The 12,642-nt window shown below is 45.0% G+C and carries 12 protein-coding genes; 7 read left to right on the top strand and 5 right to left on the bottom strand.

The features are described from left to right. Window positions 1-87 precede the first annotated feature (87 nt). From C1A47_RS01530 to C1A47_RS01500, 7 genes are all read left to right on the top strand, one after another. Window positions 88-1,455, top strand: coding sequence for an NAD(P)-binding domain-containing protein (locus tag C1A47_RS01530; protein ID WP_111891732.1), 1,368 nt, complete (start codon window positions 88-90; stop codon window positions 1,453-1,455). A gap of 790 nt (window positions 1,456-2,245) precedes the next feature. Further along, window positions 2,246-2,758, top strand: a complete 513-nt coding sequence (locus C1A47_RS01525; protein WP_111891730.1) for a dimethylamine monooxygenase subunit DmmA family protein — start codon at window positions 2,246-2,248, stop codon at window positions 2,756-2,758. Next, entirely contained in the window at window positions 2,746-3,687 is a 942-nt protein-coding gene (locus tag C1A47_RS01520) for a PDR/VanB family oxidoreductase (protein WP_111891728.1), read from the top strand. The genes C1A47_RS01525 and C1A47_RS01520 overlap by 13 nt, the downstream gene beginning before the upstream one ends. A 10-nt stretch (window positions 3,688-3,697) precedes the next feature. Beyond that, window positions 3,698-4,711: a heme-dependent oxidative N-demethylase family protein gene (locus C1A47_RS01515; RefSeq protein WP_111891726.1), complete on the top strand. Its 1,014-nt coding sequence runs from the start codon at window positions 3,698-3,700 to the stop codon at window positions 4,709-4,711. Between the two features lie 55 nt (window positions 4,712-4,766). After that, window positions 4,767-5,897, top strand: coding sequence for an aminomethyltransferase family protein (locus C1A47_RS01510; protein WP_111891724.1), 1,131 nt, complete (start codon window positions 4,767-4,769; stop codon window positions 5,895-5,897). Between the two features lie 483 nt (window positions 5,898-6,380). Beyond that, window positions 6,381-6,959, top strand: a complete 579-nt coding sequence (locus tag C1A47_RS01505; RefSeq protein ID WP_111891722.1) for a helix-turn-helix domain-containing protein — start codon at window positions 6,381-6,383, stop codon at window positions 6,957-6,959. Window positions 6,960-6,979: 20 nt separating this feature from the next. Further along, on the top strand, window positions 6,980-7,525 hold the full coding sequence (locus C1A47_RS01500) for a GNAT family N-acetyltransferase (protein WP_111891720.1): 546 nt from the start codon (window positions 6,980-6,982) through the stop codon (window positions 7,523-7,525). 50 nt (window positions 7,526-7,575) lie between these two features. Here C1A47_RS01500 and C1A47_RS01495 read toward each other — a convergent pair whose 3' ends face one another. The 5 genes from C1A47_RS01495 to C1A47_RS01475 all read right to left on the bottom strand — a co-directional run bounded on the left by C1A47_RS01495 (window position 7,576) and on the right by C1A47_RS01475 (window position 12,638). Beyond that, complete coding sequence (locus C1A47_RS01495) at window positions 7,576-8,130, bottom strand: GNAT family N-acetyltransferase (RefSeq protein ID WP_111891718.1); 555 nt, start codon at window positions 8,128-8,130, stop codon at window positions 7,576-7,578. A 225-nt stretch (window positions 8,131-8,355) separates the two neighbouring features. After that, the gene (locus tag C1A47_RS01490) at window positions 8,356-8,694 is read right to left on the bottom strand and encodes a P-II family nitrogen regulator (RefSeq protein ID WP_111891716.1); all 339 of its coding nucleotides are present in this window, start codon (window positions 8,692-8,694) and stop codon (window positions 8,356-8,358) included. A gap of 64 nt (window positions 8,695-8,758) precedes the next feature. After that, complete coding sequence (locus C1A47_RS01485) at window positions 8,759-9,424, bottom strand: sarcosine oxidase subunit gamma (RefSeq protein ID WP_111891714.1); 666 nt, start codon at window positions 9,422-9,424, stop codon at window positions 8,759-8,761. Further along, complete coding sequence (locus C1A47_RS01480; protein WP_111891712.1) at window positions 9,424-12,324, bottom strand: glycine cleavage T C-terminal barrel domain-containing protein; 2,901 nt, start codon at window positions 12,322-12,324, stop codon at window positions 9,424-9,426. Before C1A47_RS01480 ends, C1A47_RS01485 begins: the two co-directional genes overlap by 1 nt. Next, a complete protein-coding gene (locus C1A47_RS01475) occupies window positions 12,321-12,638 on the bottom strand; it encodes a sarcosine oxidase subunit delta (RefSeq protein ID WP_111891710.1) in 318 nt (105 codons plus the stop codon). Before C1A47_RS01475 ends, C1A47_RS01480 begins: the two co-directional genes overlap by 4 nt. Window positions 12,639-12,642 lie beyond the last annotated feature (4 nt).

Raw genomic sequence — 12,642 nt, 5'->3', positions numbered from 1 at the left:
ATTTCACGACCCGCAACTTCGTCCTATGTTAATTGCATGGTGCTAAGCACTGTCACTTTTTAAAATAAATTACATGGGGATACAGCCATGACACGAGTTGCAATTATCGGTGCGGGTCCAAGTGGGATGGCACAGTTACGAGCTTTCCAATCGGCACAGGAAAAAGGTGCAGATATTCCAGAAATCGTCTGTTTTGAAAAACAGGCGGACTGGGGTGGCTTATGGAATTACACATGGCGTACAGGGATTGATGAAAATGGTGAACCTGTACATGGCAGCATGTATCGTTACTTATGGTCAAATGGGCCGAAAGAGGCGCTTGAGTTTGCGGACTATAGTTTCGATGAACACTTTGGCAAAGCGATTGGCTCGTATCCTCCGCGTGCAGTGCTTTGGGACTATATTAAAGGGCGTGTAGAAAAGGCCAATGTGCGTCGTTATGTGAGATTTAACAGCGCTGTGCGCCATATCGAGTTTAATGAACAAACGCAGCAGTTTTCAGTCAGTGTACATGACCATAACCAAGATGTCGTTTATACCGAAATTTTTGATTATGTTGTGGTGGCGAGTGGGCATTTCTCGACCCCTAAAGTACCTGAATATGATGGCTTTAAAACTTTCGGTGGGCGTATTTTACATGCCCATGATTTTAGAGATGCGCTTGAGTTTAAAGATAAAACGGTTCTCGTCGTTGGTAGTAGTTATTCTGCGGAAGACATTGGTTCACAATGCTATAAATATGGCGCAAAACAGATCATTAGCTGCTACCGAAACAGTCCAATGGGCTATAAATGGCCAGAAAACTGGTCAGAACGTCAGAAGTTATTACGAGTCGATCAGACACATGCTTACTTTGCTGATGGCAGCAGTGCCGAAGTTGATGCCATTATTCTATGTACAGGCTATTTGCACCATTTCCCATTTATGGCAGAGTCGATCCGCTTAAAAACCGATAACCGTTTGTATCCGCTTGGTTTGTATAAAGGTGTGGTTTGGGAGAAAAATCCGAAACTGTTTTATTTGGGCATGCAAGATCAGTGGTACACCTTCAATATGTTCGATGCACAGGCATGGTATGTGCGCGACATTATTTTAAATCGTATGACATTGCCAAGTTTGCCAGAAATGCAGGCGCATACATTGGCATGGCATGAAGAGGAGAAAACTCTGACGGAAGCGGGGCAAATGTATAAATTTCAGGGCGATTATATTTTAGAGTTGATTGAGGCGACAGATTATCCAACCTTTGATATTGAAGCGATGCGTCTGATTTTCCTTGAATGGAAAAAACATAAGAAAGAAAACATCATGACTTTCCGCGATCATATTTATCGTTCAGCGATTACAGGCACACTGGCAGCACCACATCATACGCCGTGGTTGGATGCACTGGATGATTCGCTTGACGCTTATTTGACGGATACGCCTGAAGTGCCACAGAAAAAAGTCGGGTAGATTGAGTGTCTCTGTAAACTTATGCTTAGGGTATTGAAAGTTATTGCATAGTGATGATGGAGTATGATGTATTTGACTCATATTTCAGCATCAACCCACTACGTCTTGCACATCGATTGAAATATATTTCAATCTTGTTCAGGTTCGACCTGAGAAGCACTGCTTCGCAAGGCTTTTGGGAAAAGTAGGCAAAACCATTTGTCAGTCGCAAACTCGGTCAAATACCATCACTGTTTTAATGTATTGAAAAACATCATTTTTAAATATAGTCCTGACCTCAGACATGCAACTGACGTTTCCATGTATCTTATTGTGTCTATCAATTTGATGTTGACTCAAGTTAATTGGTAAAAACTAATTCGTTGTATGTAATTATCTTTGATATTTGCTCGTGCTGAATGTCATCCACTTTCCATTATTCAAATGAGAACAACTCGGCATCTGGTGGTGAGTACATCAAGGAAGTTTTAGCAGTGATGTTACTTTTTTAAAAAAGTAACCAAAAACTTTGTCATCCACAAAACCTATTCAATATCGGCATTAAATCAATAGTGTTGCAAAAACAACATTCAGCAAAGACCACGCAGGTTGTGGATGACCTCTGGCACGAGCAGATACAGAGGATATTCTCCAACGCTTTCAAAACCAGTCATCAACTTGACTGGTTTTTTGCTTTTTAAGGAAAAACTTTGCATTACCCCCTTGGAGGTATGTTTTAAAGGGAATTGATCGAAAAAATAAAATAATTTAAATATTTGATTATATTAATTTATTCATTGGAGTAACTGCCATGCAAGAAGCAATGCTTAGCACTCCGAGCTATCGGCAGATACAGGAACTTCAACCTGTACACGGGGGGCAATACCTGCTGATTTTACAGCATGCCCATTCCCCAGAGGCACAGCAGCTCAGTGAGCAGTTTGCAGCATGTCCAACATTGCTGGTCAGTTCAGATACATTTTCAAATGAACTCAAAGACCAGTTACAACAGGCACATGCAGGGTTACATACCGTGGTGTGTGGTGATGAAATTTTTTTGTGGCAGATGGCGCAAAACTTGGTTGCTCAAGGATTGATGCAAGATGAAATCGAACTGGTACAAACCCAGCCTGAACTTAAAAAAGTCTATTGCGTACATTGTGGTGAAACTCAAACTACAACAGCCGAAGAGTTTTGCAGTTGCGAACATTGCGGTGTGTCTTTGCTGATTCGCAGCCACTTTTCCCAACGTCTAGGCGCGTATATGGGCGTCTGTGCCAACCCAGACCAACCGATGCAAGCGGAGGGCGTATGTCTACATTAATTCCTGTGCGAGTACGCAATATTCAACAAATCACAGCGCTGATTCGTGAGTTTACCTTTGAAGCGCTCGATCAGCCTTTACCTGCATTTTCATCGGGCAGTCATGTGGTGGTTCAGTTGCCTTTGCCTGATCGTATGTTACGCAATGCCTATTCACTGACCAATGATCCTGCCCATGATGATCACTACAAAATCGCAGTACGTTTGCAGGATGACTCGCGTGGCGGCTCTCGATTTTTACATGAACAGGTGATGATTGGCGATGTACTGAATATCTCTGCACCACTGAATTTATTTGCCCTGCATTCACAAGCACAAAAGCATGTGTTTATTGCGGGTGGCATCGGCATTACACCATTTCTGTCACATATCCGTGAACTGATGCATACAGGTCAAGCCTTTGAGCTGCACTATGCCTGCCGTGATCAACTCAGCAATGCCTATGAAACATTATTGACCGAGTTATTTCCTGAACAGGTACACATCTATTCTGAAAAAAACGCGCGCCGTTTGGATGTGATGCAACTGCTTCAACAGCAAAGTTTAAATAGCCATGTTTATGTCTGTGGCCCAGAACGTCTGACCGCAGCCGTACAAGATACCGCAGAAACTTTGGGCTGGTCAAAAAAACGGGTACATGCTGAAGCTTTTTCAGCACCTCCAGCAGGGGCAGCATTTACAGCCTATCTCACTCAAAGCCAACAGGAAATCGAAGTTTCGAGTGATTACAGCCTGCTCGAAGCCTTGGAAAAACACGAAATTCCTGTGACCAGTTTATGTCGTGGTGGTGTGTGCGGGCAGTGTGCCACCAAGTACAAAGGCGAGGTGGAGCACCATGATCATTATTTAAATTCACAGGAACGTCAGGAACAGCTGATGCCGTGCGTATCACGAGGCAAACAGGGCTGTCGTATCGAGCTTGAGCTATAGGAGAGTTGCCATGACCGTACAATTTAACCCTGCGGAAAATATGCGTGATCAGTTTCATTATCACAACAGTGCCAAAGCCATTGCGCGTTTTCCATTTCCATTTCCTGAAGACAGCTACATGTATTCGGTGAATATTGAGCCTGCATTGTCTAAGCCTGACACGATTTTTGAGCACTGGTTCGATATCGACGAGCATTATCTGACTGAAATGAATGAACGTGCCTTAACGCTGGCAAGTGATCCGAAACGCTGCATTGTGTTGCCACATATGCAACAGGCTGCATGGGACTTTCTGGAAATGGCGATGCTGCATTTATCGGCAGATTATCCTGAACATTTTCAACTAGAACGGCAAGGGAAGGCGTGGCACTGGATCAATCGCCCGATGAATATCGATGTGCATTTCCAGTTTGGGGATGATGCGACTCTGCCACTACCGCCGTTTGAGTTTATTTCACGTCAAGTACAAGGTGACATTGCCTTACTCGATCAGCGTGAAGGCGACCTGTTTATGGATGCAGGCATGATTACTGGCCCTGCGGACTGGTCTCTGAACTTCGATGCAGGCATGAGCTTTAAACAGTGGCATGCCCCTGTTCCGAAACTGGCACACGATGCAGGGGTGTTTGAACGTGCGCTGAAATTTTTGCTCAACATTCAGGTCGGGCATCCGTACCGCCGTTTGAATTGGACGATGACCATCAACCCACGTATGGACACCTCTTCGGAAACGTTCCATGTGTGGGGACATGAGCGCGGTTTAGTCACCAAAGACAATGCAGGCGAGTTGGTGCATTTGCGAGTCGAACTGCAAATGATGCCACGTCTGGCTCGCAGCAACGCGCTGTTATTTAGCATCCGTACTTATCTGATTAGCCTAAATGATTTAGTGACCAATCCTGAGTGGGCAAAACGTCTGCATCGGGTGATTCGTGACTTACCTGAGCCAATTGCCGATTACAAAGGCATTAGCCGTTACCGTGAACCGTTGGTGCAATGGCTCAGCCAGTTTGACCCAGAATGATGTTGATTAGGCAACTTATTTTACTGATATAGATACACAATGAAGGAATAGATGTATGGCAAATTTATGGCGTATTTCAGCACTGGCAGAACGTCACCGTCAGCTTGGCTCAAACTTGGAAGACTGGAATGGCATGGGGACGGCATGGACTTATGCCAGTGATACGGCCGAGCATTATTTGGCGATTCGAACCAAAGCAGGTTTGATGGACGTTTCAGGCTTGAAAAAAGTGCATTATGTGGGGCCACATGCAGAAAGCCTGCTTGAATATGCCACCTCACGCGATATTTCCAAGCTTTACCCTGGCAAGTCAGTGTATGCCACCATGCTCAATGAAGAAGGCAAATTTGTCGATGACTGCGTGATTTACCGTACAGGGCCAAATGCTTTTATGGTGGTGCATGGCACAGGGATTGGTCTAGAAATGCTGACCCGTTCGGCAACAGGACGCCAAGTTGCTGTGCTGTTTGATGATGATTTGCATGATCTATCGCTTCAAGGGCCTTTGGCGGTAGATTTTCTGGCGGAATATATCCCTGATATTCGCAACTTGCCGTATTTTCACCATATTCAGACCAAACTGTTTGGTTGCCCTGTGATGATTTCACGCACAGGTTATACAGGCGAGCGTGGTTATGAAATTTTCTGTAAGGCGATGGATGCACCACTGATTTGGGATACGATTTTAGATAAAGGTGCGAAATATGGCATTGTCCCATGCTCATTTGTCACTTTGGACTGGTTGCGTGTGGAAAGTTATTTACTGTTTTATCCTTATGATAACTCGGAATATTTCCCATTTAAAAATGACAAGTCTGGCGATAGTTTGTGGGAGCTTGGACTCGACTTTACTGTTTCACCGACGAAGGGCGAGTTTCGTGGCGGCTATGAGCATAAACGCTTGCAAGGCAAAGAGCGCATCAAGATTTTTGGGGTGATGCTTGAAGGGGAGCAGGCTGCGCAAATGGGCGATACCTTATGGGATGGCGACACCCAAATCGGTGTGATCACTTGTGGTATGTATTCGCCCATCAGCAAGAAGTCAGTGGCTTTAGCCCGTGTTGATGTGCCGTATGCAGTACAGGGATGTGAAATTCAGGTCAAAGGCAGTTTGGAAGTGAACGCGATCACGCACACCTTACCGTTTGATGATCCGCAAAAGTTGAAAAGAACAGCCAAAGGTTAATTTATCTAAGTTAGGTGATCGTTTTTCCTAAATATATTAAAAATAAATAAACTATGATGACAGAGTCTTATTAGTTTGACTCATATTTCAGCAATAGCCTTCAGCTAGACCTACTTTTCTTTCGGGAAAAGTAGGCAAAACCATTTGTCAGTTGCAAACTCGGTCAAAAACCATCATTGTGTTGATATATTGAAAAACTATATTTTAAAAATGCAGTCCTGACCTCAGACATGCAACTGACGTTTCTACATATCTTATTATGTATATAAATTTTATATTAAATTCGGGCTAATTCTAATTTTTCATATCAAAATCCTACATCAAGCAGGATTTTTTTATGGGTGTTGATTAGTGATTTAAATAGCCTAAGCATTTCAAGACATTCAATGAATAAAAAAACCATCCAAAATTCACTTGCATCTGATTTTTATATTCTAGTATATTGGATATAAATTCTATTATATTAAAAATGAAAGGGGTGTTATGAGCGATCAGCAACCTGATATCAATCAGCACATTGCCCAGCATATTCGTGAACTACGCCTTGCCAAAGGTTATTCGCTCGATCAGTTGGCGGCACGAAGCGGGGTCAGTCGTTCCAGTATTTCCCTGATCGAACGTGCTGCAACCAGTCCTACCGCAGTGATTTTAGAGAAGCTTGCCGCAGCGTTGGATGTTTCCTTAGCCAGTTTATTTGTCTTTGATACTTTAGCGAATCAACCTCAACCATTATTACGTTATGAGCAGCAAAGTCAGTGGCGTGATCCTGCATCGGGTTATTTACGACGTAATTTATCACCCGTGAGTGTGGCATCGCCCATGCAACTGGTGGAAGTCACTTTCCCTGCACATACGCAGGTTGCCTATGATTTCGTGCCGCGTGAGGTCAAGGTTTACCAACAAATCTGGTTGCTGCATGGGCAAATGCAGATTCACTTAGGCGAGCAGAGCTATACCTTGCAGCAAGGTGATTGCTTGTCCATTCAGCTGAATCAACCCATTGTTTTTCAAAATTCCACCGCAGATGAAGCCCGCTACTTGGTAGCGGTGTGTGAAGTGTAATGACAACAGGAATACATACTATGGACGAAAGTCAAAATATCCAACTGATTGAATGTAATGAAGCTGAACATGCCCAAGCGATTTTGGATATTTTTAATGAAGCGATTTTAAACTCAACGGCACTCTATGACTACAAACCACGAACCTTGGAAAACATGCAGGCATGGTTTGCCCATAAACGTGAACATGGTTTTCCAGTGATTGGTGCAGTGGATATCGATGGTAATCTACTCGGCTTTGCCAGTTGGGGCAGTTTCCGTGCATTTCCTGCCTATAAATATACGGTTGAACATAGCATTTATATTCAGCATGAACAGCGTGGGCGTGGTTTAGGAAAGTTGCTACTGCAAGCCTTGATTGAGCGTGCTAAACAAAATGGGCAGGTGCATGTACTGATCGGCTGTATTGATGCGAGCAATCAAGCAAGTATTGCCTTGCATCACCGTTTAGGTTTTGAACACTCAGGCACATTTCCACAGGTGGGTTTTAAGTTTGGGCGCTGGCTAGATGTCGATTTTTATCAGTTGATTTTGCAGACACCATTCGATCCGCAAGATGATATTTGATCGCTATAATTCAAGAAACTTGAATGCGCAGGTTTCTTTATCTCAAAAACTTAATGCGCTTTCTGCAATAAATCCTGCAAATGTGCTTTGATCTCTGCCCATTCCCCAGCGCGAATACTGTACATGACAGTATCGCGTACTGTGCCATCTTTACGTAGTTGATGATGACGCAGTACGCCATCTTTTTTTGCACCTAGACGCTCAATCGCACGTTGACTGCGGTAATTAAAATTATCGGTACGAAAGCCCACAAGCTGCGCGTTTAGATCTTCAAAGGCATGGCTTAACAGCAGGAATTTACAGGTGGTATTCACATGAGTGCGCTGTACTGAAGCTGCATACCATGTATAGCCAATTTCAAGTCGTTGAATGTTCGGCACAATATCGTGATAACTGGTGGTTCCAAGTACCTTGCCTGTTTGCGTGTTAATAACGGAAAAGGCTTGGCGTTGTTGCTGTTCACATTGCTGCAAGGCTTGTTCAATATACGCGATAACCTGATCGGGATGGGGTGCGGATGTTACGCGGATATACCATAGTTCGCCATCTTGTGTGGCATCGACTAAACCTTGGGTGTGTTCGATACTTAACGGTTCAAGACGAATGTTGCCATGTTAAAGGATCGGTGCAGCAGCTAACCAGTTCATTGTGTTTGTGCTCGATGAAGTCAGAATCTACAAAATAGAAATCAGGAGATGAATAGACTTCTTTTTACGGCGCCGTATTTCATATTCGAATGAGAAAAATACAAATCAATATGAATCAAAGAAGTCTAATGAAAAACAACCCAAAGCGTTAAACAAGTCTGACGGACGAATGCAAGACTCAACCTATAAGGCATCGACCCCAGTTTCACCTGTACGAATCCGAATGACTTGCTCCAGATTGGAAACAAAAATTTTCCCATCGCCAATTTTACCTGTAGAGGCGGCTTGGCTAATCGCTTCAATCGCCTGATCAAGTGTTGTGCTGTCGAGTGCAATTTCAATTTTGACTTTTGGCAGAAAATCCACCACATATTCTGCACCGCGGTACATTTCGGTGTGTCCTTTTTGTCGGCCTGCACCTTTGACTTCAGTCACGGTGATGCCTTGTACCCCAAGTGCTGCCAGTGCTTCACGGACATCATCGAGTTTGAATGGTTTTATAATTGCAGTAATGAGTTTCATTGTTCTATCCCCTAAAAGAAAAAAGACACCTGAAAATTTCAGATGTCTGGTTGATTGTTATGATTTAAATTAGCCCTTCAATCCCGCTTATCTCACCGCCAAATTCAGAAATGGCATCTTGCAGAACTTGCCACAAATAAAGTGCTGCGGCACGGTCACATAAGATATTCAGTTTTTGGGTTTGCTGATCGCCGACATTCATCACAATGGCATTGACCCGTCCCACCGAGGTTTGTGCCACTTTACCGACGGCAAAGGCTTCAGGTGATAAATCAACCGCACAGAGTTTTGCCATAATTTCAGTATTGAACTGACCTGTGAGTTGAATCCATGCATGACTGTCCTGACGAGGCAGTAAATAGTTGGCATATTGCTCATCGTACTGCCAGTCGTTTTCGAGTTGGGCAACCCGATCACCAAAATCATGCAGGCTGCCTAAAACTAAATATTCAGTCATCGACAGGCGGGCAATCCAGCTACCATCAACCTGTGCAAGTGCATGGTTTGGACGTTCAGGCAGACTAAAACCAAACTGGTGTAAGTAGGCTGCACTGTCTATGCCACGAAAACCGACACGGGACAAATTGGTCAGATCCACCACCGCACAGTGCTGAATTTTACGTTCCGCCTGTGATGTCGCTTCGCTTAAAAATTCGCGTTTGCTCCGCCCAAAAGCATTGTAAGGTTGTTGTGCAATCGGGCTGCGTTCTGTTGCTAGAGTTTGCATCATCAAACCTCCTGCCGTTGGTTGTCTGGATCATAAAAAGGCGCTTTGACGACTTTGGCTTGCACCATTGCACCGTGTTCTACCCGAATCGGGAAATTTTGTCCGATTTCACTTTGTTCAATGCCGACATAGGCCAAGCCAATAATCTTGTCGAGCGTTGGTGAGTATTCACACGAGGTAATGTTGCCTGTGATCTTGTCACCATTGAGAACAATATGCCCTTCAAGCGGCTGAGTCTGATGCTTGTCCAGTTCAAAGGCCACCAGTTTGCGTTTCAATGGCTGAGCTTCCAAAATCGCAATGGAGCGTTTGCCGACAAACCACGGTTTTTTGCGTGCCACTGCCCAGCCCAAATCGACTTCTTGTGGATGAGTCATACCGTCGGTGTCTTGGCTAATGATAATGTGACCTTTTTCAAGACGCAGTAAACGCTGGCTTTCTACCCCAAATGGCTGCATGTTAAATAGCTGACCTGCCTGCATCAGAGTGTCCCACATATACTCGCCAAAACGTGCAGGGAAATGGATTTCATAGCCGAGTTCACCGACAAAACCAACCCGTAAAATCCGTACAGGAATGCCATGAATCGTGCCAGTACGGACACCCAAATAAGGGAATGCTGCATTGGACAAGTCCACGTCCTGACAGACTTTCTGCATCACTTGGCGTGAATTTGGCCCCGCAATATTGAGTGCAGCAAGGGCAGTAGTGACATTGGCGATATCGACACTGAGACGCCATTGGGCATTCCATTTCAACATTTGCTGATAAATTCGATCGACACCACTGGTGGTTGCAGTCACATAAAAATGGTTGTCGCTCAGGCGTGCAGCTACACCATCGTCAATCACCACGCCATGTTCATTTGCCATGACCGCATAACGGGTTTTTCCAACCGCAAGTTTGGCGAAACCAAAGGTATAGAGACGATTTAAGAACTCGGCGCTGTCTGGCCCACGGACATCCAAACCACCGAGGGTAGACACATCAATCATGCCGACATTCTGATGCACGTTGAGCACTTCACGAGCAATGTGTTGCAGGCGTTGTTCAGGATTGCCATAAAATGCAGGACGTTGCCAGTTGCCCGCAGGCATCATTTTTGCACCCGCAGCAAGGTGGCGAGCATGCATTGGGGTTTGGCGAAATGGGTCGAAGCCGCGCCCCGCAACATGTGCCAGTTTCTCGACCGTAAACGGAGGACGGGCTGTCGTCACACCTGTTTCACTAACACTGCGTTGGGTGGATTTTGCCACCAAACGTGCGGTTGGCAGTGCAGAATGACGTCCTTGAGACGGTCCCATCCCCACAGTCGAAAAGCGTTTAACCAGTTGCACATCGCGATAACCACTTTTGGTTGCATTCACAATGTCGCGAATTTGCAGGTCTTCATCGAAATCGACAAATTCCTTACCTTTAGGATGTTCAAAGATCGGCCAAGGAAAATTCATTGAGCTTTCTTTAAAGTTTGGCGCAGCAATTTGACTTGCATCTTCACCACGTAAAGCAGCCACCGCAACTTGGGCAATGTAGCTGGCATCTTGTAAAACATGCTCAATCTGGTGAATGCCATTGACCGAACCAGTAATCAACAAGCCTTTTGGCAAGCCTGAAATTTTAAAGGCAGCCTTTTGATCGTCATAACTGAGTTTGCCACCTGCCTGACAGAGCAACTGATATACAGGCATGTAACCTGCCGACATGCACAGCACGTGACAGTCAATTTTCTGAGCGTGAGCATCGACTTGACCTTCAGCCACAATACGGCGCACATCTACACCCGTCAGGTGCTGCATGCCACTGCTGTGTAAGGCTTCATAGACAGTACTACTCAAATGGCAGGGAATGCCTTTGGCTTTGACCGCACTTAACAAGCTGGTATCCGATGCCACCGGGCGCATATCCACCACAGCTTTAACGTTGACACCTGCTTCAGCCAAATCCAGTGCAGTCAAATAACCATCATCATGCCCAGTGAGCACCACCACGGTTTGGGCAGGTTTCACTGCATAGAGTTTCATCAGGCGTTGTGCTGCGCTCGATAGAATGACACCAGGCAAGTCATTGTTACGGAAAATCACAGGTTGATCGAAGCTACCGCTCGCCACAATACATTGCGCTGAACGGACTTTGTACATGCGTTTGCCTTGAATAATTGGCAAATAATGGTCGGTAAACCATGCATTACAAGTGGCTTCAGTGAGTACCGTAATCTGTGGATGGCGTTCAACCGCACTCACCAAACGTTGTTTGATTTCAGCGGCTTTCTTGCCTGAAGCATCCAGACGTGCATAGTTCAGACTGCCGCCCAAGATTTTCTCTTGTTCAACCAGTAAAACTTTTGCACCTAACTCTGCTGCGGTCAGCGCGGCTTGTAAACCCGCAGGGCCTGCACCAATAATGGCAACATCGGTAAACAAATAGGCTTTGTCGTAATATTCAGGCTGAAAGTTCAGATCAAGAATACCCAAGCCTGCTTTTTTACGAATCAGGGGTTCCCACAGTTTCCAAGCGCCCTTCGGTTTATAGAAAGAGCGATAGTAAAACCCGACAGGCATAAATTTGGAGAATTTACCCAAAAAGGCATCGGAGTCTTTTAAGAGTGAACCCGAAAAGTTTTGTCCAGTGACCTGCATATTTGGTTTGATCACTGTGGTATCGGCAAGCACATTGGCTTCTTCAGGCAGTTGTACCAAGGTATTGGCATCTTGTCCTGCCATGGTCAGCGGTGCGCGTGGACGGTGATATTTAAATGAGCGTGACATGATCCAGCGTTGGTTGGCGACAAGTGCACTGGCAATACTGTCACCTGCAAAGCCTTGGAAACGGCTGTGGTCAAATTCAAATTCGACAGGCTGTTGGCGATTGATTAACAGCCCATAAGGGAGAGGTAATCGGTTCATGTCAAAGACTCCTTGTGAACTGAAGATGGGCTGCTTTCACTAAATTCGACCCGTTGCTGAAACAGCTCTTTGGGGTCATAGGTTTTTAAAATTTCATCGGTGATGGTGTTACGTTCAGCAATAAACCAGTAACTGCTCGGGGCATGCATCCACCATTCACGCACTACACCTGCAAGGTTGTCGCAGTTAAAGACATAATCTGCCCACTCTAAATCGCTACAGTGGTTCTGGTCAGGCATCTCTTTGAGTTCGCCACCATAGACAAATTCACTGATATTGCGTGGACCATTGAGTGGACAAGGCATAATTTTCATCAGA

This window comes from Acinetobacter sp. MB5, assembly GCF_003261585.1.
Taxonomy (GTDB): Bacteria; Pseudomonadota; Gammaproteobacteria; order Pseudomonadales; family Moraxellaceae; genus Acinetobacter.
This window is presented reverse-complemented; position numbering and strand designations above follow the sequence as displayed.

What these genes read in the sequence shown, in the direction of transcription:
- C1A47_RS01530 (WP_111891732.1), top strand. Translation starts at nt 88, where the DNA reads ATGACACGAGTTGCAATTATCGGTGCGGGTCCAAGTGGGATGGCACAG.
- C1A47_RS01525 (WP_111891730.1), top strand. Translation starts at nt 2,246, where the DNA reads ATGCAAGAAGCAATGCTTAGCACTCCGAGCTATCGGCAGATACAGGAA.
- C1A47_RS01520 (WP_111891728.1), top strand. Translation starts at nt 2,746, where the DNA reads ATGTCTACATTAATTCCTGTGCGAGTACGCAATATTCAACAAATCACA.
- C1A47_RS01515 (WP_111891726.1), top strand. Translation starts at nt 3,698, where the DNA reads ATGACCGTACAATTTAACCCTGCGGAAAATATGCGTGATCAGTTTCAT.
- C1A47_RS01510 (WP_111891724.1), top strand. Translation starts at nt 4,767, where the DNA reads ATGGCAAATTTATGGCGTATTTCAGCACTGGCAGAACGTCACCGTCAG.
- C1A47_RS01505 (WP_111891722.1), top strand. Translation starts at nt 6,381, where the DNA reads ATGAGCGATCAGCAACCTGATATCAATCAGCACATTGCCCAGCATATT.
- C1A47_RS01500 (WP_111891720.1), top strand. Translation starts at nt 6,980, where the DNA reads ATGGACGAAAGTCAAAATATCCAACTGATTGAATGTAATGAAGCTGAA.
- C1A47_RS01490 (WP_111891716.1), bottom strand. Translation starts at nt 8,694, where the DNA reads ATGAAACTCATTACTGCAATTATAAAACCATTCAAACTCGATGATGTC.
- C1A47_RS01485 (WP_111891714.1), bottom strand. Translation starts at nt 9,424, where the DNA reads ATGATGCAAACTCTAGCAACAGAACGCAGCCCGATTGCACAACAACCT.
- C1A47_RS01480 (WP_111891712.1), bottom strand. Translation starts at nt 12,324, where the DNA reads ATGAACCGATTACCTCTCCCTTATGGGCTGTTAATCAATCGCCAACAG.
- C1A47_RS01475 (WP_111891710.1), bottom strand. Translation starts at nt 12,638, where the DNA reads ATGAAAATTATGCCTTGTCCACTCAATGGTCCACGCAATATCAGTGAA.